Raw genomic sequence first — 23250 nt, 5'->3', positions numbered from 1 at the left:
AAGCGTGAAAGATCCCATTCTGCAGAGAGATATCACGCCGTAACGAATGCTTGCCATTCAGCCCGGCGCAATCGCGGTTAAAAAGTCGCTTCCTTTCAAAGCCATCGCTGATACTCCAGAACATTCCCCCTGGAAGGAGCATCTGATGAAGAGATTCACCGTAAGCGACTATCTATTACAGAGGCTGGATGAGGCGGGCATCCGTCACCTGTTTGGCGTGCCGGGCGACTACAATCTGCAGTTTCTCGATAGCGTGATCGCGCATCCGGCGATCGCCTGGGTCGGCTGTGCCAACGAGCTTAACGCCGCCTATGCCGCTGACGGCTATGGCCGCTGTCAGGGCGCGGCAGCGCTGCTGACCACCTTTGGCGTGGGTGAGCTGAGCGCGATTAACGGCATCGCCGGCAGCTATGCCGAGTATGTGCCGGTGATCCAGATTGTCGGTGCGCCGGCGCTGACGGTGCAGCAGCAGGGGGAGTGCGTGCACCATTCGCTGGGCGACGGTGATTTTCACCATTTTCTGCGCATGGCGCAGGAGGTCAACGCCGCGACAGCGGTGCTTACCGCAGAGAACGCCGCGGCAGAAATCGATCGCGTGGTAAGCACCGCACTGCATGAGCACCGGCCGGGCTATCTGCTGCTGGCGGTGGATGTGGCCGCGGCAGCGATAACCCCGCCGTCAGCCCGCGCTGAGCCGCACAGCGAAAACGCAGATGCCGCTGCAGCCTTTGCGGCGGCGGCTGAGCGTCTGCTGGCACCGGCACAGCGCGTGGCGCTGCTGGCTGATTTTCTCGCCGCACGCTGGGGGGCTGCCGCACAGCTGGCCGGACTGCGTGAGCTGCGAGCGATCCCGTCAGCGACGCTGCTGATGGGCAAAGGCGTGCTGAATGAACAGCAGTCTGGTTTTGTCGGCACTTACGCGGCGGCGGGCAGCAGCATGGCTATCCGCAGGGCGATTGAGGAGACGGATGTGACGCTGTGCGCAGGGGTGCGCTTTACCGACACGCTGACCGCGGGCTTTACCCAGCAGCTCTCCCCTGAACGCGTTATCGATATCCAGCCGTTTCACAGCTGTGTGGCGGGCGAGCGCTTTGCGCTGCCAATGAAGGCGGCGCTGGCGGCGCTGCAGCCGGTTTATCAGCGTCACTGCCAGCGCTGGCCGACCGGAGAGAGCATGCAGTGCGAGGAAAATCATCAGATTGCTGCAGGGATAATCACTCAGCAGGCATTCTGGCAGGCAATGCAGCACTTCCTGCTGCCGGGTGATATTATCCTTGCCGATCAGGGTACGGCGGCATTTGGCGCAGCGGACCTGCAGCTGCCGGAGGGGGCGCAGCTGCTGGTACAGCCGCTGTGGGGATCGATTGGCTATACGCTGCCGGCGGCGTTTGGTGCGCAGACGGCGCGGCCCGACAGCCGGGTGATCCTGATCATTGGCGATGGCTCAGCACAGCTGACTATTCAGGAGCTGAGCTCCATGCAGCGTGATGGCCAGCGCCCGGTGATTTTCCTGCTCAATAACGACGGCTATACCGTAGAGCGCGCCATTCACGGTCCGGAACAGCGTTATAATGACATTGCGCGCTGGAACTGGACCGCACTGCCGCAGGCGATGAGCCTGGAAGGGGCGGCGCAGAGCTGGCGGGTCAGCGAAACCGCGCAGCTGGAGGCGGCGATGGCGGTGGTCAGCAAAACCGCGCGTTTGTCGCTGATTGAAGTGGTAATGGAAAAACAGGATCTGCCGCCGCTGCTGCGCAAAGTTACCGCCGCCCTGCATCAGCGTAATAGTGGTGCAGTTTAAGAAAGTTGCCTCTATACAGATGGCCTGACAATCGCCAGGCTGTGCATCACACTGGATTAACAGCGTCCGCCTCACCGGCGGGCGTTGTTGTTTTATTGGCAGGCTTCTATAGTGTTTGCCACTATTTATGACCCAAGCGGAGCAGCAGAAGAATGACAAAATACGCCCTGGTCGGCGATGTGGGCGGTACTAACGCTCGTCTCGCGCTGTGTGAGGTAGAGACCGGCGCCATCTCACACGCCAAAACATTCTCCACATCAGACTACGACAATCTTGAAGCCGTTATCCGTTTCTATCTGGCGGAACAGCAGCAGGCAGTGACTGATGGCTGTATCGCTATCGCCTGTCCGATCACCGAAGACTGGGTCGAGATGACCAACCACGACTGGGCATTCTCAACGCGCCAGATGAAACAGAATCTGGGCTTCAGCACGCTGGAAATTATCAACGACTTCACCGCCGTCTCTATGGCGATCCCGATGCTGACGGAAAACGAAGTGATCCAGTTTGGCGGCAAAGCGCCGGTTAAAGATAAGCCGATCGCTATCTACGGTGCGGGCACCGGACTGGGCGTCAGTCATCTGGTACACGTCAATCAGCGCTGGGTCAGTCTGCCGGGTGAGGGCGGCCACGTCGATTTCGCGCCGAACAGCGAAGAGGAAGATCAGATCCTCGAAGTGCTGCGTGCAGAGATGGGCCACGTTTCTGCCGAGCGCGTGCTGTCAGGAGCCGGACTGGTCAACCTTTACCGCGCGATTGTGAAATCTGACGCGCGCGAGCCGCAAAACCTCAAGCCCAAAGATGTGACCGAGCGGGCACTGCAGGACACCTGTATCGACTGCCGTCGCGCGCTGACGCTGTTCTGCGTGATCATGGGACGCTTTGGCGGCAACCTGGCGCTGAACCTCGGCACCTTTGGTGGCGTTTATATTGCGGGCGGCATCGTGCCGCGCTTCCTCGACTTTTTCAAAGCCTCCGGTTTTCGCGCGGCGTTTGAAGATAAGGGACGTTTCCGCGACTATCTGGTCGATATTCCGGTGTATATGATCACGCACGATCAGCCCGGCCTGCTGGGTGCCGGCGCGCATCTGCGTCAGGCGCTGGGCCGCGTGCTCTGACACAGCGGCGGACGGCGCGGGTCGTCCGCCTTACAGCCGCATCAGCTGCCGGAACGGTCTGGCTTTGCTGCGGCTTACCGGCACCTGCGCTTCCAGATCGCGCAGCTTCACCAGATAGGTATTATTAAACCACGGCTCTATCTCGCGAATTTTACTCAGGTTCACACAGTAAGAGCGATGACAGCGAAAAAACAGCGCCTCCGGCAGCCGGCTGCAGAACTCACTGATGGCCACTGACATCACGTAAGCTTCCCGCCGCGTATACACAAACGTCAGCTTCTCATGCGCTTCCACATAGTAAATATCGTTGATATCGGTAACGATGATGCGCTCATCTTTCTGCAGATTCACCGTCTGCGGCGCAACAGCCGGGCTGTTCTGCGGCGGCGGCGGCTGCGTGGTGGCCTCCAGCTTATTCAGCATGGTGATGATGCGCGCCTCATGATAGGGCTTGAGGATGTAGTCAAACGCGTCGAGTTCAAACGCCTCCACCGCATAATCTTTCCAGGCAGTGATAAAAACAATCAGGGGCTTGTGGGTAAACTGATGAATATTCTGCGCCAGCAGCATGCCATCGAGCGACGGAATATTAATATCGAGGAAAATCACGTCGACCCGGTGCGTCTGCAGATATTTCAGCACATCCAGCCCGTCATCAAAGCTTGCTTCAACCGTGATCTGACTATGCTGCTGAATCATCCAGCTGAGCTCCTGGCGCGCCAGAAATTCATCTTCCACTATTATGGCTTTCATACTGTTATTTCCGGTTGAACGCTGAGCGCGGCAGGAAGAGGCTGGCTGTTTTTCGGCAGGCTAAAGGCGATTTCCGTTCCCGGCTGGTGACGCATGATAATCAGCCCCTGGCCGGTCAGCAGTCTGACACGATGGTGAACGTTCAGCAGGCCAATTTTATTGCCCGGCATCTCATTGCGCGCAACGCGACGGATCACCTCGTCGCTGATCCCCGGTCCGGTGTCGCGTACGGCGATACGCACCCGATCGCCCAGATCTTTCACGCTGAGCGTCACCACGCCTTTGCCCCGGCATGGCTGAATGCCGTGCACAATAGCATTTTCCACCAGCGGCTGAATCAGCAGGCTGGGCAGAGTAAAGTGCAGATCGTCGTCGATATCGTAGATCATTGACAGCTTATCGCCGAAGCGCGCCTGCTCAATGGCAATATAATCTTTTACCTGCCACAGCTCTTTCTTGATATCGATCAGCTCATCCTCATTGAGTTCAAGGTTGTAGCGCAGGTAGCGCGACAGGTTGATAACCAGCTGACGGGCAGTATCGGGATTCATCCGGATTGAGGCAGAGATAGCGTTCAGGGCATTAAACAAAAAGTGAGGGTTAATTTTGCTCTGCAGGGCACGGAGTTCCGCCTTATTGGCCATTTCACGCAGCTGCTCAGCGCGCGATACCTCCAGCTGGGTCGAGATAATCTGCGACAGCCCGATAGCCATCTCTTTCAGCGAGCCGGTAATGCGATGCGCCCGGCGATAGTAAATTTTCAGCGTGCCGGTCACCTGACCCTGCTCCCAGAGCGGGATCACCAGCATCGAGTGAATATCGCGCGTGCGATGCGCTTCGTCGTTGTTTTTGATGATGATTTTTCCGCTGGCAATCGCCTGTGCGGTAGTGGGGCTGATGCCATCATCGCCATTATGGTAGTTCTGTTCACCATAGCCGACATACGCCTGAATCTGCTGCGTATTGGTAATGGCAACCGCATCAGCGTGGATGTCGCGCCGGATAATATCGCACACTTCGCGCAGCGCATCGCTGTTTACCTGCCGAAACAGCGGCAGCGTTTTATTCGCTATCTCCAGCGCAAGTTTGGCCTGCCGGGCGGCAATCGCCTCTTTTTCTCCCTCCACGCTCTGCACCAGCAGCACAATCAATCCGATACTGGAGGCACCCAGAATCATCGGCAGGGCGATTTCCGAGACAATCGTCAGGCCGAGCGCTGCAGGCTTTGCCCATAACAGGATCAGCAGCATAGTCAGCGCCTCGCACAGCATGCCGCCCACTATGCCGGCCCCCCAGCGCTGCTCTTTGCTGACCCGGCGATTAATTACGCCAGAGGCGATACCGGCCACAATGCTGGTGATCAGGCAGGGTACTGACGTGACGCCATCTATGTCGATCAGGAAGCGGTGCAGCCCGGCAATGACGCCGGTCGTCACGCCCACCCAGGGGCCAAACAGAATGCCGCCCGCCATCACCGCAATGACGCGGACATTCAGCAGCGAGCCATCCACCGCCACGCCGGACCAGGTGCTGAACAGCGCAAACAGCGAGAAAATCAGGGTGACGATCGCTTTCTCGCTCAGCGTGTGTTCATCTTTCTGCAGCAGCTGGCGCAATACCCGGGTGCGGGTGAGAAAAAAGAGGCAGATGAGCATCAGCGCTGCGCGATCGAATACCGCCAGCAGCATGTCAAAATGGAAGGGCACAGGCATTTCCGGGACAGAATATCGGTGGCGTCATAATAAAAAATGCGCGCGCAATGCGCCAGCATAGCGCTCCGGGTTTAACGGGCCGCATAAATGCGGCCCGTGCGGAGGCGCGTAGAGGCGCCATTAATGGCGCCCTGGCTGTCGCTGCGGCAGTTTGCTATGTTGCACTATTCCCCGTAGCGGAGCGCCGCCATGCAACTTCAGACCCCGCGATTAACCCTGAGCCGGTTGCAGCCGGAGGACTGGCAGATCTTCAAAGCGGTACATGAAGACGCTGCCACCATGACCTGGGTAAGCGAAATTCCCGATGAAAACGACATTCGTCAGCGTTTCAATGAACGCCTGGCGCCGTGGCAGCCCGCCAGCTTTCATATGCTGTGCCTGGTGGCGCGCCTGCAAACAAATCAGGAACCGATAGGCCTGTTTGGCTGCAGCGCCGAGTGGCACCCTTATCGCCAGGCGGAAGTTGGCTATATGCTGCGCCATAGCCACATCGGGCAGGGCTACGGTAGCGAAGCGCTGGCGGCGCTGGTTCACTTTCTGTTCAGCGCAGAATTTCATAAGCTGAAAGCGCTGGTGATTGAGGGTAACTGGCCATCCCGACGTATTCTGGAAAAGAATAATTTTATGCTGGAGGGGACTCTGCGGGATAATTATCTGCTAAACGGAGAGTGGGTAAACGATTGGGTGTTTGGCTGCCTGAATCCCGAAAAATAAAAAAATTTTCTGCTGCTCTCGACAGCGCAGGTCACAGCGCGTTATGTTCGGGGTGAGGTCACAGCAAGTGATCCGCGTCGCTCGGACGGTCCGGGCGCTCACGTAATCCTGAGGACATCATGGCTGATAACAGCATACCCCGTCGTTTCTCGCGTATAGAACGCCTTCCCCCATACGTATTCAACATCACCGCTGAACTGAAGATGGCTGCGCGTCGGCGCGGCGAAGATATTATCGACTTTTCAATGGGGAATCCGGATGGCGCTACGCCGCCGCATATTGTGGAAAAGCTCTGTCAGGTGGCGCAGCGTGAAGATACGCACGGCTACTCCACCTCAAAAGGTATTCCGCGCCTGCGCCGGGCGATTTCGCGCTGGTACGCTGAGCGCTATCAGGTGGATATCGATCCGGAGTCAGAAGCGATTGTGACTATCGGCTCCAAAGAGGGACTGGCGCACCTGATGCTCGCCACGCTCGATCATGGTGACACCGTGCTGGTGCCCAACCCCAGCTATCCTATCCATATTTATGGCGCGGTGATCGCCGGGGCGCAGGTTCGCTCCGTGCCGCTGGTCGCGGGCGTGGATTTCTTTACTGAGCTGGAGCGTGCAATTCGCGAAAGCTATCCAAAGCCGAAAATGATGATCCTCGGCTTCCCTTCTAATCCCACCGCTCAGTGCGTCGAACTCGACTTTTTTGAACGGGTTATTGCGCTGGCAAAACAGTATAACGTGCTGGTGATCCACGATCTCGCCTACGCTGACATCACCTACGACGGCTGGAAAGCGCCCTCAATCATGCAGGTGCCGGGTGCGCGCGACGTGGCGGTAGAGTTCTTTACGCTCTCCAAAAGCTACAATATGGCGGGATGGCGTATCGGTTTCATGACAGGAAACAAAGAGCTGGTAGCGGCGCTGGCGCGCATCAAAAGCTATCACGATTACGGGACATTCACGCCGCTACAGGTGGCAGCCATTGCCGCGCTGGAGGGCGATCAGCAGTGCGTGCGCGATATCGCTGAGCAGTATAAGCGCCGGCGTGATGTGCTGGTAAAAGGGCTGCATGAAGCGGGCTGGATGGTGGATCTGCCTAAGGCATCGATGTACGTCTGGGCAAAAATCCCGGAACGCTACGCGCATCTTGGCTCGCTGGAGTTTGCCAAACTGCTGCTGCAGGAGGCCAAAGTCTGCGTGTCGCCGGGCATCGGTTTTGGTGAATATGGTGATACACACGTGCGCTTTGCGCTGATTGAAAACAGCGATCGCATTCGTCAGGCGGTGCGGGGAATTAAGGCGATGTTCCGCGCCGACGGTATCTTACCGGGAGCGGTAAAAGAAGCAGAAGAGACGCGTTAAGCGTGCGTCGGGGCGACTGGTATGGTCGCCCCGTCCGGTACTCAGAGCATCAGCACAAAGGTGCCGACCCAAAGCAACACGAAAAAAGAGATGCCCATCAAAGCGTATTTCACAACATAACTCCTCTGTGCGGTTACCGTGATGGCGATCCCAGACCAGCGTAACCCGAACAGAATAAGAGAAAGGTGGAGTTCATTAACGCTACACGCTTTCTACTCAGGTGGTCCCGGCCAGACCGGAACAGGATCGGGCGCTAATTTACGCGGAATCGATCCAGAAATAAATAGGCCGGTTCTGAGATATTGCTCACAATTTATTGGGTCTGAATGTGCGGGATCGCCGACATGCCGACGCGCAGCTGCGCCAGATCGGGCTGACCCGCATCAAGCACAATCTTTACCGGCAGACGCTGAACCACTTTAGTGTAGTTACCCGTTGCATTATCAGGTGAAATTGCCGAGAAGGTTGCCCCTGTTGCCGGCGCAATGCTGTCGATACGCCCGGTAAAGGTTTTATCCGGTAGCGCATCAACAGTAACGCTGACCTTTTGCCCTGGCCGCACGTCGGTCAGCTGGGTTTCCAGATAGTTAGCCGTAATGTAGAGCTGCTGCAGCGGCACCACTGCCAGCAGGCGGCTGCCGGCACTGACATAGGCGCCCGGACGTACGGTACGCTGGCCGACCGTGCCCTCTACCGGCGCAACAATACGGGTATAAGAGAGATTAAGCTGCGCCTGGTCGACATTCGCCTGCGCGACTGCGACATCCGCCTCCGCCTGACGCACGGCCGCCTGCAGGACATTAACCTGCTTAAGCGCCGCGTCCAGCGCCGCCTCACTCTGTCGTACCGTCGCCGAAGCGGAACGCTGGTTAGTATCCGCTTTTTGCTGATCGTCAGCCGCAATGGTGCCACTTTTATAAAGCTGATTATAACGTGCGGCGTTCTGGCCGGCGTAGCGGGCCGCTGCCTCACTGGCCGCCAGCGTCGCTTTTGCCTGATTAATCGTCGCCTGCTGCTGCGCCAGCTGCGCCTGGGTGCTTAGCCGCTTAGCCTCGCTGACCTGCAGCGAAGCGCGCGCGGTTTCCAGCGCCACGCGAAAATCGCGATCGTCAAGCGTTGCCAGCAGATCGCCCGCCCGGACGTGCTGGTTATCCTGCACGCTGACCCGGGCGATATAGCCTGAAACTTTGGGGGCGACCAGCGTGTAATCCGCATTAACCCAGGCATCATCGGTGCGATAATCGTTGGTGGTCATGGCACGCCAGAGGAGAAAGGCGAGCGCGAGCAGCAGCACTAACAGGGCGCTTAGCAGCGCCGTTCTTTTTACAGCAGAGAGTTGCATATCAGTTTTCCCGACGTGGCGTAACAGGTTGAATCAATGTTTGAGGCGGCCAGACGCGGTGCGCCAGACAGAGCGTCAGCAGCAGCAGCAGGGCGCCAAAGGTGGTCAGCATCAGCCAGGCGTCGCTCAGGCTGAGTACCAGCGCCTGATGTTTCAGCAGGGCGGCAAATCCGCTCAGGTTCTGCACGCTACTGGCGCTGCCGTCCGGCAGCAGGGGAGTGCTGCTGCCTGCCTGCGCGCTGCTGGTCGCGGTCATCAGCCAGCTACGGCTGGCCGCCTGATCTACCAGTACATGCGAATGGAACTGTTCGCGATGGCTGATAAACCACTCCACCAGCGTGCTGGCCGCAATGCTGGAAAAACCGCGTACGGTGTTGAACATGGCAGAGGCAAAAGGGCCCTCCGGCGGCGCCACAACGCTGGTGGCACTCATCAGCACCGGCAGGATCACCATCGGCTGTCCGAACGCCTGCAGGATCTGCATCAGCCAGAAATTCTGCCGCGCCCAGTCAGTGGTAATCTGCGTTCCCAGCAGGCAGGCGGTGACCAGCAGCAGCACGCCGCAGCACAACACCCAGCGGCAATCGACCCGGCGAATGTTCAGCAAAGCGGCGATCAGCGGGGCAATCAGCAGCTGCGGCAGGCCCACGGTCAGCGCCAGCGGCGCAAACTGCAGCGTGCGAAATCCCTCTACCTGACCAAAATAGAGCGAAGGCAGCGCTGAACCGGAGAGTGCCAGAATCAGCACCGCCATCAGCGCCAGCAGGCCGTGCGCCAGGTTGGAACGGCGCAGCATCTGCAGCCTGAACAGCGGCAGCGGATGAAACCACTCGTTAATCAGAAACACCGTCAGCAGCGCCAGCGCACCCAGCAGCATGGCGGTAAACAGCGGTGAGCTGAGCCAGTCCAGCCGTTCCCCCTGAGTCAGGGCCAGAATCAGCAGCGCCATGCCGGCGCAGCCGGTAAGCATGCCAAACAGGTCGATCTGCCGAAAGCGCTCCAGGCGCAGCGGATCCTGCGGCAGTCCCCAGGCAATCAGCGTCATTGCCAGCAGCATGGCCGGGACTACCTGCCAGAACACAAACGTCCAGCCCACTTCATCGGTCCAGAACGCCGCCAGCGAGGCCGCCATATTGGGGCCAAAGGTGGCGGTGAGCGCATAGGCGCCCAGGCCATAGAGTTTGATCGGCGGCGGCAGAAAGCGCAGCGCCACTGTCATCAGCAAGGGCGGCAGCGCGCCGCCAAAGATACCCTGCAGCACGCGCAGCGCAATAAACAGCGTCGCATCCTGCGTCAGCGGCAGCACCAGGCCGCACAGCATAAAGCCGGCAGAAACCACCAGGGCAAAGCGGCGCAGAGAAAAGGTGACGGCGAACCAGGGCGCGATCATCATTGCGGCGACTTCAGCCGCCTGATAGCCGGAGACAATCCAGCTGCCGCGATCGTGACTGATACCGATAGCGGCGCGGATATCTGCCAGCGCAATATCCGTGACCCGATCGTTGAATCCTGACGTCAGCGCCGCGATCAGCACGCCCGCCAGCCCGAGAGCCAGGCGCAGTGTAAACGGGTGCGGAGCTGGCGGAGCAGCGGGCGAAGCGGTCATAGCAGAACTCTCATGAAATTATGATGCAGTGTATTACGATGTGATACAGGCCGCGCATCTTACATGCCGGTATGATGTATTGCAATGTGATACGCAGGTACAAAAGTGCGATCATTCGCGCTACAGTAAAGCAGGCTCATAAGGAACGCATTATGGTGGGATCTGCCTCAGGCCGTGAGGATGAAAAAGCGGGTGGCATTCAGGTCATTGCGCGTGCGGCAAAAATTTTACATGCGCTGGGTGAACATCCCGGCGGCATGAGTCTGGGCGAAATTGCGCAGGTGGTGAACCTGCCACGCTCCACGGTACAGCGCATCGTGGCGGCGCTCGACAGCGCTCAACTGGTGCGCAGTAGCGGGGCAGGGGGCCTCAGGCTGGGGCCAGCTCTGCTGAAACTGATCTCCAGCGTCCATACAGATGTGGTGGAGCTGGCGCGTCCGCTGCTGGAACAGCTCTCAGCAACGGTTAATGAAACCGTCTCGCTGGCGCGCGCCAGCGGGACGCAGCTGGCGATCGTTCATTATGTCGTGGCGCCGCGCGAGCTGCGGGTCGTACCGCGGATGGGGCTTAATCTGCCGCTCTACAGTACCTCCGGCGGCCGGGCGCTGCTGGCGCTGGAGAGCGATGAAGATGTACAGCTGCTGGTGGGCGATGCCTGGCAGGAACTCACGGATAAAACGGTAAAAACGCTGCCGCAGCTGATGGCGCTGATTGCTGAAGTACGCAGCAGTGGCCTGGCGATCGATCGCGGTGAAACGCTTGAAGGGATCACCACCCTGGCGGTCGCCATTGACACACTGTTCGGACGTTTCTCTATCTCGCTGCTGGTTCCCGGCGCGCGCTTTGCGCAACATGAAGCGCGCTATCGCAAAGAGATCATCACCTGTAAAGAGGCGCTGCTGCGCGAAATTGGCAAAATAACCGCTGTGGAGAAGAGGTAACGACTCATGAAAATGTTGTTAATGGCTATCGATAACTCACCGGTCGCGGAGAAAGTGATTGCGCTGACCCTTGAACAGGCGCTGGCGCTCAACGCCCCGGTCACGGTGCTGTGCTGTATCGATCCCGCCTATTCAGCCTGCAGCCAGCCTATCGAAATTGACGCCGGTGAAGATCCGGATGATTTTGTCGCGGCAAAAGATGAGCAGAACACCGCCGAGATGGTGGTGCGTCATGCGCTGGCTCCGCTGCTGCGGGCGGGTGTGAATGCCAGAGGCGTCATCCTGGCGGGTGAAGCCGCTGAAACCATTGTGGCGCAGGCTGCGGCACTGCGCGCCAGTATGATTATCATGGGACGCCGGCACCTCTCGCCGCTTAACCGGCTGCTGAAAGGCTCGGTCAGCGCGGCAGTGATCGAACGCGCGACCTGTCCGGTTCTGCTGGACGTGCGTAAGGATTAACGCCGTATTATGACGCTGCTTTTTATTTCGGTGCTGGCCGCTTTTGCACTGCTGGCGCTGGTGATTGTGATGCTGGTACGCACCACGGCGCTGCGAGCCTGGCAGGGGGTGCTGCTGTTTATCCTGCCGCTTGTGGCAGCTAATCTGATCTGGTTTAGCTGGCTGCATCCGCGTCAGGCAGAGAAGATACAGATGGAGGCGGTTGCGCAGCGGCTCAGCGCGGCGCCAGGCTATCACCTGCTTAGGGTTCAGGAGCCGGAGCTGTGGCAATTACTGAATCGTGAACTGCGGCATAAGCTGCAGCAGGGCGTTTCCGCCGAACAGGCGCTGGGCGACCTGCGGGGCTGGCTGACTGATATCGTCAATAAACGTATGACCCGCGCCAGCGATGATGCAGTGATCGCCTATGTTCAGGTGTCGGTGGAAGAGATGCAGGCGCTGCAGCAGCAGAGTCCGCAGCGCTGTTTTCAGTTCCTCTATCCGCAGGTCAGCGGCGGCATCAATCTGCAGGAGGTGCTCACTCCGGCACTCTATCAGCGCGACGGTCATGCGCTTGAAGCCCTGCTGCTGAGCAGCCAGGGGGCAGAGCAGCAGACCGACCAGACGCTGGCCCGCCGCGATCTGCGTGAGATAGTTGACAGGCTTTATGGAAAATGGGGCAATAAACTTCAGCAGCTTAATCAGCCGGCTGATACCGCCGTCGATCGCAGCGCGCTGTGTGCTATGTCTATCGATCTCTACAGCGCCATTCTCGCATTGCCTGCTAAGCGCGCCGCCGGCCTTTTACGTAATATGGTGCACAGCAACGGCTAACCGGTGAAAAAAAGCCCGCTCAGCGCGGGCACAAAGGTCACTTTGTTACATCTTCTTATTATTGATATTACCTGGTGTGGAGCAGACATCGTGTGGTCTGACTGCACTATCGCAGTTGTCATATGATAAGAAAAGCCGTTTGGTTTTATTGATTCAATTGGCAAAAACACTGGTCTTAACACTGTTTCGCGCGTTTTCCTATAGGCGCGCGGTGGCATCGTTGTTTACACTTCGACGCCTGAAGAGGACACCTGAATGAAAAATATCGTTACCGGCGCGTTAGCGCTCATTATGCTGGCGAGCTGCAGCGTTAATCAGCCTGGCGGATTTGAACGTGTAGATGAAGATAATACGTCCAACACCGTTCAATATCGTTACGACCCGCATAGCCTTAATCGGGATGCCATGAATGTTGACCTGGCAAATTACTGCAGCGAGCGGGGTTTTGATAAAGTGGATTCGCTGCCTGCTCAGGACAGTCATCTGCCAGGATTAAAGAAAGCCTGGTATCAGTGTAATTACGCGATTAAAAGCTAAAAAAAGGGCGGGATATATTCCCGCCCTGCTTATTTATTTTTTTATTAGTGCTGTGTGCGCTTTGCCCGATTATCCGTGACGATGCCCGTGGTGGCCATGATGCCAGCCGCGGTCATGACCCCAGCCAGCGCCGCGGCCACGGTCGTGCTCAATAATACATCCGCTGAGCAAACTGACCATAACCGCTATCGACGTTAACGAAATAAGCTTTTTCATGGAAAGACCTCCTCTTTTCCAGTGAGGTCAGATTACGCCGGAATAGTGGAGTGAAGATGCAGCAAATGTAGAGTTATTTAGATAAATATTGCCAGATGTGTCTAAATAAAAGATCGGGAAAGCGGGTTTTTCTATTTGAATCAGAATAAGCTGAATAGCAGGCTATATTAGCGCGATAATTCTGAAAGACAATAATTCGCGCCTGCGGATGAAAAATAAAAATGCGAGCGCTCAGGATAACAGCGCTCGCCTGTAAGTTAATTATGCAGTGCAGGCCTGTTAATTGCCTGACGGCGCGGCTGACGAACGCTCAGTGAAAGCAGCAGCGAAATAACCAGCAGCGTCATGATCAGACTAAAGGTAACGGTAAAGCCACCGAACAGGGAGGCGACCAGCGAGCCGAGCACGCTGCCAATACCAAACCCGAGGTAGATCAGCCCGTAATTTTTTGTCAGGTTGTTCAGGCCAAAGAAGTCGCTGATCAGCGCCGGGAAAACGGTGATTGTGCCACCGAAGCTGAAGGCTACGCAGGCCAGCGAGACAAAAAAAGTGGTTTCGTTCATACGGGTAAACAGCAAAATACTCATGCCCGCGAGCGCAATACATTGCGCCAGTGAGATCACCCGGATACGGGCCATTTTGTCTGACAGTACCCCCAGCGTTAACCGGCCGCTAAGGTTGGCAATGGCGATAACCGTTACGGCACTGGCGGCTATCTGCGGCGTAAGGTGCACCATTCCTTCGCCGATATCTTTCGCTACGCCGATCACATACAGGCCGCTCATACAGGCGGTGAGGAACATCAGCGCCAGCATCCAGTATTGCGGCAGGCGAACCGCCTGTGCCAGCGTAAAGTCGCGTCCGGCATGCTGTGGATTGTTGCTGGCAGCGCGCACCGGCGCATCGCGCATCAGCAGCGCGCCGCAGAACATCATGCTCATCGCCAGCACGCCCCAGATCATGAAGGTGTTCTCCAGGCCAACAGCATCCAGCAGGGTGCCGCAGATAAATTTGAAGCCGAGACTCCCCAGACCGTAGGCGCCGATTGAACAGGCGGAGATAAGGCCTTTGCGCTCAGGAAACCACTTTACACAATTGGATAGCGTCATCAGGTAGCCCGCACCATCTGCCAGGCCCACCAGAATACCGGCGCTCAGATAAAGCATCATCAGGTTATCAGCCTGCGCGGTCAGCCAGAATCCGGCTGCCATCAGGATGCCGGCTCCGATAGTCACATTACGCACGCCAAAACGCTCCTGCAGCTTGCCTGCCAGCGAGGAGGCGATAGCCAGCCCCAGGCTGAGCAACCCAAAGGAGAAAGCAACCTGACTGACTGATTCGTGCAGTTTATGCGCCAGCGCGCCGTTAAAGAGGCTCCAGGTATACACTGACCCCAGCGCAAGCTGGGTAATGACAGTGCCGATCAGAGTCAGTATGCGGGTGCGCTGGTAGTGCGCCGTTGAGGCTGTGGTCATGGTGATTCTCCCGTCCGGGAATATGGAGTCTGCTGGCAGCTTAGCGCGCACGCGCATAGCCGCGGCCGGATCCCGCTTCAGCGGTCAGAGAAACAGAATGAAATGCCGTTTTTCCGGTATGAATGGCAGCAGCGTGACAATTCACGTCCCGGTATGTCCTGCGATAAGCATATGTAACCAGGTATGTTAAGCGAGGCGATTTTGCTGCAGAGTCCGGGATGTTTGCCAGGCTTATATTTCAACCAACGGGAGGAAATATGAAAGACCGAGCATATGAATCCGTATCCAGTGGAGATGAAGTCTGCTGTCTTATCGGTCAGGCGGTGATCGAATTGAGCGATGAACATCAGCCTGTCAACAAAGCCACGCTGTCGTTAAAGCTGCTGGCTATGGCCGATCGTGACAGGGATGATGAGCGGGTAATGCTTTACTGGATCGCCAGAAAAGCCCTTAATCAGCCGCAGCAGCTTCAGTCCGGCGCAGGTGGCTGGCGTTAGAGGATGAGCAGAGCGGGCTGCACGCCCGCTTCTGCTGTCAGGCCAGCCGCAGTGCGCGGCGCACCGGCCAGCGCATAAACATCACCAGGTTGCCCAGCAAAATCAGCGTCAGTCCCGCCACGGCATTAGCGTGCCACTGATAGCCTTCATAAATTGTCGAGAGCGTCAGCGCAACCAGCGGAAAAAGTAGCGTACTGTAGGCCGCCTGACTGGCACCGATGCGACCCACCAGCGTGAAGTAAGCGCCAAATCCAATCACAGAACCAAACAGCGCCAGATAACTCATCGCGCCCAGCCACTGCAGATTGCGCGGCAGCTGCAGCGCATCGCCATTAAGCCATGCCATTACCGCCATGATCAGCGCGCCGTAGAGCATGGCGTAACTGTTAGTGGTGAGAATATCGCGCTGGCGGCGCTGATGCCGGGCTGAAATCATATTACCCAGCGAAAAGCCAAAGGTGCCCAGCGCACTCAGGCCCGCGCCCCATAACAGCTGCGGCGAGGGGTGCGCCGCGCGAATATCGCTCCAGAAGAGCGCGACGATACCGCCCATACCGAGCAGCGCGGCAGGCACCAGGCGCAGCGGCGGACGCTGGCCAAAAAAGAGCCAGCCGTTGAGCGCGTTAAAGATCACCGCCATGGAAAAAATCACCGACTCCAGACCGGTGCTGATCCAGGCTGCTGCATAATAAAAGCAGACAAAGTTGAAGCCAAAAACACAGCCTCCCTGCAGCAGACAAAACAGATGATCGCGCCTGTCCAGCGATCGCAGACGGCGGCACAGCGTCAGCAGCGCCAGCATCAGCAGCGAGGCGAAGAGAAAGCGCCAGAAAACAGCCACATAGACCGGCGTGGTGGCTGCGTCCTGCTGCAGAAAGATCGCCAGCCAGGTGGTGCCCCAGATCAGCACCACGCTCAGATACAGCACTACATTCATCGTTAATACTCCGGCAGAGACAGGACGGCAGTATCCGCGCAGGCGCGGGCGGGCGCTTGCACCCGATTGCGCAGCACTTGCAAAAACTTGCGCTTTTTTCATTCTCACACCGACTGCCGCGCTGTTTTCCATCGTCCGGACGGGTAAACTGCTGGTTAACCGCTGCCGATGTGATGTGCGCAATGTCCGATTACCAGACCTTTACTATGCTAAAAAACCGAAAGGCTCAGCTGCGTGATAGCGTACCGCTTTCAGGCGGGATCCGGCTGGCAGCCTGGTTTAATAGCGGCGACCGCGTAACCAACCACAGCGATCACCATACCCTGAGCCTCTATATCGAAGAGGGGTATGATACCTGGCATAAAACCGCGCACGGGTGGCGCAACGGTGGCGCCCCGGATCGTTTCTGCCTGATGCCGTCCGGTATGGAGTCCACCTGGGATCTGCGGGCCGACCTCGCATTCGTGCACCTCTACTGCACCGATACCCATTTACGCCAGCTTGGCGAACAGATCTGGGATCGCACGCCAGCCAGTCTGAATCTGCAGGAGAAGATTTTTGCTGATGACGATCGCATTACGCAGCTCTATCGCCATTTTTTGCTCAGCGTCAGCTGGCAGCAGCCCGCCAATCAGCTGATGCTGAGCAGCGCATCGACGCTGCTGCTGACGCATCTGCTGCATCGCTACAGCGATGTGCAGTGGCAGCTGCCCGCCGTGCGGGGCGGCCTGGCACCCGCCGTGCTGCGCCGGATCATTGCCCTGATTGATGCGCAGCTCGATCAGCCGCTGACGCTGGCGCGGCTGGCCGCAGAAGCTGCGCTCAGCGAATATCATTTTGCGCGTATGTTTCGCAGCAGCACCGGCAGCGCGCCGCACCAATATGTGATGCAGCGCCGTATGGCGGTGGCGAAAGAGCTACTGATGCACAGCACCCTGCCGCTAACGGAGATTGCACTGCGCTGCGGTTTTCACTCCGCCAGCCATTTCAGTAACCGGTTCCGCCAGCTGCACGGCGTGGCGCCCTCCGCGTGGCGGCAGGACTTTAGCCGGTAAAAAGCGCGTCGTCAGGGAAGCACTTCACCCCGCACGATAACTTTGCCCGGCTTGCTGTCGCTTTCGTTAATACGCCGGAGCGCCAGATTCAGCGCCTGCCAGGCGATGCTCTGCAGATCGTGCGCGATGCAGGGAAAGTGAAAGCCATAAATATCCGCCTGCGTGACCTCATCAATGCTGAACAGCTTTACCTGCTGCTGCAGACTGAGTTTGTGTTCGATACAGGCTTTGATAATGCCGAGTGAGATCTGATTGTTACACCCCACGAAGTAATCAGGGGCGGGGTGCTGTTTCAGCCAGCGCCGGGTCTCCTGCCAGGCCGCATCCATAAAAAAGTCGGCATAGAGCACCTCAAGCGAGGCAGCTTTTCCCTGCAGCGCGGCCTGCAGGCCGAGCACGCGCTCACGCGCAACGTTCGACTTTTCCGGGCCGGAGACCACGACAATACGCTGCGCCCCCTGTTCCGCCAGCCAGCGACCGGTCTGCAGGCCGCAGTCGAGGTTATCAATATAGACGCCGCTGCAGTGGGAAACCTGCAGCTCGCGGTCGACCAGCACCACCGGTATATTCAGCGTCTCCAGCCGTCTCATATAGGCCGGGTGATAGTGGAGATCGTTGGAGATCACCGACAGAATAATGGCATCAACGTTATACCCAATCAGCTTATCGATAATACGGTTCTCATTCTCCTGCGACTCACAGGAGTCAAAAACCAGCGTATCGTAGCCCAGCTTGTTCGCCTCCAGCGTCATCAGACGCGTCAGGCCGCCAAAGAAGGGGTTTGCCATATCGGGGTTGACGATCCCGATGGTTTTACTGCTTTTCGCCCGCAGGCTGCGCGCAGCCGTATTCATCACATAGCCCAACTGCTCTGCGGTAGCGTGAATGCGCTGCAGCGTCTCCGGATGCACTTTCTCCGGCTGTGAAAAAGCGCGCGAGGCGGTAATTTTGCTTACGTTTGCCTGGGCAGCAACGCTTGCCAGCGTTGCCTTGCGTCCCCGTCCTGCTGCCAAGTCTGGCTCCTTAATCAACCCTGTCATTTTGTATCATGAGTCAATCATGGCAGATCGTACCGCGTTAAGCGATCTCGCTGCGCTAGGCGAGTCGCCTGACGCGCGGGTCGGTGAAAATATCCAGATCGTCGCGACTTTCTGACGAAAATTCAGAGATAACGGCCCCGTGTTCGCCCGCCTGAAACCAGTGCCGCGTATCGGGTTTAATGGTGTACTGTTCGCCCGGACGCAGCAGGATATAGCGGCTGCAGGTATAGGCGGTTTCACTGCCGGCAGGCACCTGACAGCGCGGAGTGCCGGTCGCATCGTTTGGCGTAAGCTGTTCATCATCGACAAACAGATAGACCTTGCCCCAGCGGCAGCGAAAGGTTTCCTGCTTGCCTGGCGTGCCGTTAAACGGCGGATGCCGATGTTCAGGACAGGTCTGGCGGGGAAACAGCACCAGTTCTTTAGCGCAATAGCGCGGTTCGTTGATATAGGTTAACAGCTGCAAACCTGAGGCGGGGTAATCGTCCAGGCCGAAAGTAGCAATCTCAATCTTCTTCTGCTCTGCAGGGGTGAGAACAATATTCGCCTGCTCTAAAAAGGTCAGGGTGCGCTGAATCGCCTGCGGATAATCGGTCATACGGTTTCTCCTGTAATGATATCGATACCATTAAAGCGTGTTCCGCTTGTGATCTTCTGTGATCCCGATCCGCAATTCGCTGCAACAGGGCTAAATTGCGCTACTGCAGATCGATATTATTCAGCTTGCATCACAGTTTTCACGTTTTTTTTAGGTCAGTATCGCCGCATTTAAATGATATCGATACCATTAAAATGAATCCGGGGGCGTAAATGAAAGCGTTAGTTCTGACTCAGGCAGGCCACATTGCGATTGAAGATCGGGAATTTGATGAAGTGCTGGGTGATAACGATGTCAAAATTAAAATTCACTCGGTAGGGATTTGCGGCAGCGATGTTCACTACTACAAACATGGCCGGATTGGTCCGTTTGTGGTGGAGGCACCGATGGTGCTGGGTCATGAAGCCGCTGGCATTGTGCTGGAGATCGGTAAAAACGTGACGCACCTGAAGGCGGGCGATCGCGTCTGTATGGAGCCAGGGATCCCGGATATGCACTCCGATCAGTCGCGCGCCGGTCTCTACAATCTCGATCCCGCCGTGCGCTTCTGGGCAACGCCGCCGGTACATGGCTGCCTGCGTGAAACGGTCATTCATCCTGCGGCGTTCACGTTTAAGCTGCCGGAAAATGTCAGCTTCCGCGAAGGGGCCATGGTGGAGCCGCTGGCGGTGGCGATGCAGGCCGCGACCAAAGCCGGCATCAAACCCGGCGATATCGGCCTGGTGCTGGGGGCCGGTCCGATCGGCGTGGTCACGGCGCTGGCGGCGCTGGCAGGCGGCTGTTCCGATGTCATCATCTGCGACATGTTTGATGAAAAGCTTGCCGTGGCGGCAGCGTATGAAGGGCTGCACGCCGTTAACATCAAAACCGGCGATCTGGCCGGTAAAGTTTCTGAACTGACCAGCGGTAACGGCGCAGATGTGGTGTTTGAGTGCAGCGGGGCCAAACCGGCTATTGCCACGCTGGCGGAACACGCGGCGCCGGGTGCGACCGTCATTCTGGTGGGCATGCCGGTGGACGCCGCGCCGATGGATATTGTTGCGGCACAGGCTAAAGAGCTGACCTTCAAAACGATTTTTCGCTACGCCAATATGTATCCCCGCACGCTGCGCCTGTTAAGCAGCGGCAAGCTGCGGGTAGAGCCGCTGATCAGCCACACCTATAAATTCGCCGACAGCGTTGAAGCGTTTGACCGCGCAGCCGCCGGCCATGCGGCGGATATCAAAATCATGCTGGAGATGGAGTGACGCATGGCGCTCTATGCAGGCATTGATTGCGGCACGCAGGGAACGCGTGTGGTTATCGTGGACAGCGAGCGGGGGACGATCGTTGGCGAAGGCAGCGCGCCGCACCGGCTGCAGAGCGGGGCGGATGGAGCCCGTGAACAGCATGCCAGCGACTGGATCGACGCGCTGGTCACGGCATTCCATCAGGCAGCCTCAGACGCCGCTATTGATACACAGCAGATTACTGCGCTCAGCGTCTCCGGCCAGCAGCACGGCTTTGTGGCGCTGGATGAAGCCGGAGCGGTGCTGCATCCGGTAAAGCTGTGGTGCGATACCGCCACCGATGCGCAGAACAGCTGGCTGCTGCAGCAGCTGGGAGGGGTTAGCGGTGCACTGGCACAGCCCGGGATTGTTCCGGCTACCGGCTACACCGCGTCAAAAATTCTCTGGCTGAAGCAGCAGCATCCGGCGCTGTGGGCGCGTTTACATACCGTGCTGTTGCCGCACGATTATCTTAACTTCTGGCTGACCGGCGAACGGGTTATGGAGTATGGCGACGCCTCCGGCACCGGCCTGCTGGATATCCGCAGCCGCAGCTGGGATCGGCATACGGTGGAGCTTATCGATCCCGACGGCCGGCTGTGGCAGGCGCTGCCGCCGCTGGCTGCCGCGCAAAAGTGTATTGGCACCCTGCAGCCGGAAGCGGCGCAGCGCCTGGGACTGCGCCGCACGGTGCGGGTAGCGACAGGCGGCGGCGATAATATGATGGCCGCCATCGGGTCCGGCAATATTGCGCCAGGCACGGTGACGCTCAGCCTGGGAACATCCGGCACGCTGTTTGCCTGTAGCGAGACGCCGGTGACTGACGAAAACGGCCTGATTGCCAGCTTCTGCTCCAGCACCAATCGCTGGCTGCCGCTGATTTGCACCATGAATGTCACCTCGGCGACCACGCTGATCCAGACGCTGCTGGCAGAGGATCTTACCGGCTTTAATCAGCTGCTGAACCAGGCAGAGCCGGGGGCTGAGGGCGTTGAGATGCTGCCGTTTTTTAATGGCGAGCGCACGCCGGCGCTGCCCCACGCGCAGGCGAGTCTGCACAACCTGAACGCCGTGAATTTTACCCGCGCTAACCTCTGCCGCGCCGCCGTGGAGAGTGCCACATACGGATTACGTTACGGACTTGATCTGTTCCGGCAGCAGGGCATCAGCGCGCAGGAGATCCGCCTTACCGGCGGCGGCGCGCGCAGCGCTGTCTGGCGACAAATTGTGGCTGACGTCATGAACTGCCCGGTGGTCTCTTTGCGTATTCCGGAAACCGCCGCGCTGGGTGCGGCAATTCAGGCGATGTGGGCCAGCGCGCTGCTGGATAACCCGGCACAGCAGCCGGATGCGTTACTGCAGTCGCTGTGCCAGCGCTTTGTCACGCCGGATGAAAGTACCCGCGCCGTGCCCGATGCCGCGCGCCATCAGACCTATGAAACGCACTATCAGCGCTATCTGAAGCGTCTCAACACGACTTATCCGGAGGTGGCATTGTGACCAGAAATAACCAGGAGATGCTGCTGGAAGTCACGGGGATCCGCAAAGCGTTTGGTCCGGTTGTGGCGCTGAAAAACGCCGAATTTGCGCTGCGCCCCGGCTCCATTCACGCGCTGTGCGGCGGCAACGGTGCCGGAAAGTCGACCTTTCTCAGCATCTTAATGGGGTTTATCCAGCCCGACGCCGGAGAGATATTTATTCGCGGCAGGCGCTGCAGCTTTGCCCATCCGCGGGACGCGCTGGCCGCCGGTATCGCGATTGTTCAGCAGGAGCTGAGCGCAATTCCGGACCTGACGGTGGCTGAAAATATCTGGCTGGGACGCGAACCGCGCCGCTTTGGTTTTGTTGACTTTGCCACGCTCAATCAGCGTACCCGCGTGCTGCTGGCAGAGCTCGATTTTGACATCTCTGCTACTGAAAAGATGCGTAACCTCAGCGTTGCCGGGCAGCAGCTGGTGGAGATCGCCAAAGCGCTCTCGCACGCGAATGCTGACATCATCATCATGGATGAGCCAACCTCAGCGATTGGCGAGGAGGATGCGCAAAAAATCTTTCAGACCCTGACCCGGCTGGCGCAAAAGGGCAAAGGCATTATTTATGTCTCCCATCGCCTCTCCGAGATTTTCCAGATTGCCGACAGCTATACCATCTTTCGCGATGGCGCCTGGGTGCAGGAGGGCATGCTGGCCGATATCACGCGCGAGCAGCTGATTGAGCAGATTATTGGCGGAGAATATGAGAGTGAATTTGCCAAGTTTAATCAGCCGGGTAATGAGGTGATGATGGAGGTAAAAAACCTGCGCTGGCGCAATAAAATCAACGATATCAGCCTGCACCTGAAGCGGGGCGAAATCCTCGGCATTTACGGGCTGGTTGGCTCCGGGCGCAGCGAGTTTCTCGATTTACTGTTTGGGATTGAACACGCAGACAGCGGAACCATTCGCCTCGGCGAGGTGGTGCTGGGCCGCCACTCACCGAAAGAGTCGATCCGGCACGGCATCGCTTATGTCACAGAAGATCGCAAAGCAACCGGGCTGGTGCTCTGCCGTTCGATTCGCGAAAACATCAACATCGCCTCATTTGGCGCTATCTCCCGCGCCGGTTTTATCAGTGAGAAGCAGGAGCAGCAGCGCAGCCTGGAGATGATCAAACGCTTTAACGTCAGAACGCCGGATGCCGAACAGCTGGTGGCCAACCTCAGCGGCGGTAATCAGCAGAAAGTCGTGCTGGGACGCTGGGCGTTACTGGACCCGGAAGTACTGCTGCTGGATGAGCCTACCCGCGGTATTGATGTCGGCGCGAAAAAAGAGATTTACCGCTTTATGTCTGAGTTTGCGTTGAAAAACAAGGGGATCGTGATGGTCTCCTCAGAGCTGTCAGAGATCATCGGCATGAGCGATCGCATTCTGGTTTTTCGCGACGGACAGCTGGCGGGAGAGCTGAGTGCGGCTCAGGCAACGCAGAGTGAACTGATGAAGCTGGCGGTTTAACAGAGAGATCACGTTATGAACAC

23 protein-coding genes are annotated in these 23250 nt (G+C 57.9%); 13 read left to right on the top strand and 10 right to left on the bottom strand.

What is annotated here, in order from left to right; translation table 11 throughout:
* Nucleotides 1-145 precede the first annotated feature (145 nt).
* Nucleotides 146-1801 carry an alpha-keto acid decarboxylase family protein gene (locus LAC65_RS11385; RefSeq protein ID WP_039379412.1) on the top strand — a complete coding sequence of 552 codons (1656 nt, stop codon included), beginning with the start codon at nucleotides 146-148 and terminating at the stop codon, nucleotides 1799-1801.
* Nucleotides 1802-1953: 152 nt separating this feature from the next.
* Complete coding sequence (gene glk / locus LAC65_RS11380) at nucleotides 1954-2919, top strand: glucokinase (RefSeq protein ID WP_039379409.1); 966 nt, start codon at nucleotides 1954-1956, stop codon at nucleotides 2917-2919.
* 30 nt (nucleotides 2920-2949) lie between these two features.
* On the opposite strand, the gene LAC65_RS11375 is transcribed toward glk, so the two are convergent.
* Together LAC65_RS11375 and LAC65_RS11370 are read right to left on the bottom strand one after the other, a co-directional pair.
* Nucleotides 2950-3672: a LytR/AlgR family response regulator transcription factor gene (locus LAC65_RS11375; protein ID WP_039379407.1), complete on the bottom strand. Its 723-nt coding sequence runs from the start codon at nucleotides 3670-3672 to the stop codon at nucleotides 2950-2952.
* On the bottom strand, nucleotides 3669-5360 hold the full coding sequence (locus LAC65_RS11370) for a sensor histidine kinase (protein ID WP_039379405.1): 1692 nt from the start codon (nucleotides 5358-5360) through the stop codon (nucleotides 3669-3671). The genes LAC65_RS11375 and LAC65_RS11370 overlap by 4 nt, the downstream gene beginning before the upstream one ends.
* 213 nt (nucleotides 5361-5573) lie before the next feature.
* Between LAC65_RS11370 and LAC65_RS11365 the strand changes: the two genes are divergently transcribed.
* Both LAC65_RS11365 and alaC read left to right on the top strand, forming a co-directional pair.
* Nucleotides 5574-6098, top strand: a complete 525-nt coding sequence (locus tag LAC65_RS11365; protein WP_039379402.1) for a GNAT family N-acetyltransferase — start codon at nucleotides 5574-5576, stop codon at nucleotides 6096-6098.
* 119 nt (nucleotides 6099-6217) lie between these two features.
* A complete protein-coding gene (gene alaC / locus LAC65_RS11360) occupies nucleotides 6218-7453 on the top strand; it encodes an alanine transaminase (RefSeq protein WP_039379399.1) in 1236 nt (411 codons plus the stop codon).
* A gap of 41 nt (nucleotides 7454-7494) precedes the next feature.
* On the opposite strand, the gene ypdK is transcribed toward alaC, so the two are convergent.
* From ypdK to LAC65_RS11345, 3 genes are all read right to left on the bottom strand, one after another.
* Nucleotides 7495-7566 carry a membrane protein YpdK gene (gene ypdK / locus LAC65_RS11355; RefSeq protein WP_006120362.1) on the bottom strand — a complete coding sequence of 24 codons (72 nt, stop codon included), beginning with the start codon at nucleotides 7564-7566 and terminating at the stop codon, nucleotides 7495-7497.
* A gap of 200 nt (nucleotides 7567-7766) precedes the next feature.
* Nucleotides 7767-8795 (bottom strand): HlyD family secretion protein, encoded by a 1029-nt coding sequence (locus tag LAC65_RS11350; protein ID WP_039379396.1) that lies wholly within the window; start codon nucleotides 8793-8795, stop codon nucleotides 7767-7769.
* A 1-nt stretch (nucleotide 8796) separates the two neighbouring features.
* On the bottom strand, nucleotides 8797-10401 hold the full coding sequence (locus LAC65_RS11345) for an MFS transporter (protein WP_039379394.1): 1605 nt from the start codon (nucleotides 10399-10401) through the stop codon (nucleotides 8797-8799).
* A gap of 152 nt (nucleotides 10402-10553) precedes the next feature.
* Between LAC65_RS11345 and LAC65_RS11340 the strand changes: the two genes are divergently transcribed.
* From LAC65_RS11340 to LAC65_RS11325, 4 genes are all read left to right on the top strand, one after another.
* Complete coding sequence (locus LAC65_RS11340; RefSeq protein WP_039379392.1) at nucleotides 10554-11342, top strand: IclR family transcriptional regulator; 789 nt, start codon at nucleotides 10554-10556, stop codon at nucleotides 11340-11342.
* A 6-nt stretch (nucleotides 11343-11348) separates the two neighbouring features.
* Complete coding sequence (locus tag LAC65_RS11335; protein ID WP_039379390.1) at nucleotides 11349-11801, top strand: universal stress protein; 453 nt, start codon at nucleotides 11349-11351, stop codon at nucleotides 11799-11801.
* A 9-nt stretch (nucleotides 11802-11810) separates the two neighbouring features.
* Nucleotides 11811-12614 carry a hypothetical protein gene (locus LAC65_RS11330; RefSeq protein ID WP_224144781.1) on the top strand — a complete coding sequence of 268 codons (804 nt, stop codon included), beginning with the start codon at nucleotides 11811-11813 and terminating at the stop codon, nucleotides 12612-12614.
* A 255-nt stretch (nucleotides 12615-12869) separates the two neighbouring features.
* Nucleotides 12870-13151, top strand: a complete 282-nt coding sequence (locus LAC65_RS11325) for a hypothetical protein (protein ID WP_224144780.1) — start codon at nucleotides 12870-12872, stop codon at nucleotides 13149-13151.
* Nucleotides 13152-13220: 69 nt separating this feature from the next.
* Here LAC65_RS11325 and LAC65_RS11320 read toward each other — a convergent pair whose 3' ends face one another.
* Together LAC65_RS11320 and LAC65_RS11315 are read right to left on the bottom strand one after the other, a co-directional pair.
* Nucleotides 13221-13367: a hypothetical protein gene (locus tag LAC65_RS11320; protein ID WP_166714036.1), complete on the bottom strand. Its 147-nt coding sequence runs from the start codon at nucleotides 13365-13367 to the stop codon at nucleotides 13221-13223.
* 257 nt (nucleotides 13368-13624) lie between these two features.
* Nucleotides 13625-14842: an L-lactate MFS transporter gene (locus LAC65_RS11315; protein ID WP_039379382.1), complete on the bottom strand. Its 1218-nt coding sequence runs from the start codon at nucleotides 14840-14842 to the stop codon at nucleotides 13625-13627.
* 257 nt (nucleotides 14843-15099) lie between these two features.
* Between LAC65_RS11315 and LAC65_RS11310 the strand changes: the two genes are divergently transcribed.
* Nucleotides 15100-15339 carry a hypothetical protein gene (locus LAC65_RS11310; RefSeq protein ID WP_039379380.1) on the top strand — a complete coding sequence of 80 codons (240 nt, stop codon included), beginning with the start codon at nucleotides 15100-15102 and terminating at the stop codon, nucleotides 15337-15339.
* 37 nt (nucleotides 15340-15376) lie between these two features.
* On the opposite strand, the gene LAC65_RS11305 is transcribed toward LAC65_RS11310, so the two are convergent.
* Entirely contained in the window at nucleotides 15377-16276 is a 900-nt protein-coding gene (locus LAC65_RS11305; protein ID WP_039379378.1) for a DMT family transporter, read from the bottom strand.
* A 182-nt stretch (nucleotides 16277-16458) separates the two neighbouring features.
* Here LAC65_RS11305 and LAC65_RS11300 point away from each other — a divergent pair, with 182 nt between their 5' ends.
* A complete protein-coding gene (locus tag LAC65_RS11300) occupies nucleotides 16459-17331 on the top strand; it encodes a helix-turn-helix domain-containing protein (RefSeq protein WP_039385598.1) in 873 nt (290 codons plus the stop codon).
* A gap of 11 nt (nucleotides 17332-17342) precedes the next feature.
* Here the strand turns inward: LAC65_RS11300 and LAC65_RS11295 are convergent, their stop codons facing one another.
* Both LAC65_RS11295 and LAC65_RS11290 read right to left on the bottom strand, forming a co-directional pair.
* On the bottom strand, nucleotides 17343-18344 hold the full coding sequence (locus LAC65_RS11295; RefSeq protein WP_039379376.1) for a LacI family DNA-binding transcriptional regulator: 1002 nt from the start codon (nucleotides 18342-18344) through the stop codon (nucleotides 17343-17345).
* Between the two features lie 82 nt (nucleotides 18345-18426).
* Nucleotides 18427-18969 (bottom strand): D-lyxose/D-mannose family sugar isomerase, encoded by a 543-nt coding sequence (locus LAC65_RS11290; protein WP_039379372.1) that lies wholly within the window; start codon nucleotides 18967-18969, stop codon nucleotides 18427-18429.
* Nucleotides 18970-19181: 212 nt separating this feature from the next.
* Here LAC65_RS11290 and LAC65_RS11285 point away from each other — a divergent pair, with 212 nt between their 5' ends.
* From LAC65_RS11285 to LAC65_RS11275, 3 genes are read left to right on the top strand one after another with little or no spacing between them, the layout of a single operon-like run.
* Nucleotides 19182-20216 (top strand): NAD(P)-dependent alcohol dehydrogenase, encoded by a 1035-nt coding sequence (locus tag LAC65_RS11285; RefSeq protein WP_039379369.1) that lies wholly within the window; start codon nucleotides 19182-19184, stop codon nucleotides 20214-20216.
* A 3-nt stretch (nucleotides 20217-20219) separates the two neighbouring features.
* Complete coding sequence (gene xylB, locus LAC65_RS11280; RefSeq protein ID WP_039379366.1) at nucleotides 20220-21737, top strand: xylulokinase; 1518 nt, start codon at nucleotides 20220-20222, stop codon at nucleotides 21735-21737.
* Between the two features lie 17 nt (nucleotides 21738-21754).
* Entirely contained in the window at nucleotides 21755-23227 is a 1473-nt protein-coding gene (locus tag LAC65_RS11275; RefSeq protein WP_039385597.1) for a sugar ABC transporter ATP-binding protein, read from the top strand.
* Nucleotides 23228-23250 lie beyond the last annotated feature (23 nt).

The organism is Pantoea eucrina (genome assembly GCF_020079945.1).
GTDB lineage: Bacteria > Pseudomonadota > Gammaproteobacteria > Enterobacterales > Enterobacteriaceae > Pantoea > Pantoea eucrina.
Note: the sequence above shows the minus strand (reverse complement) of the source record. Positions and strands in the feature narration are given on the sequence as shown.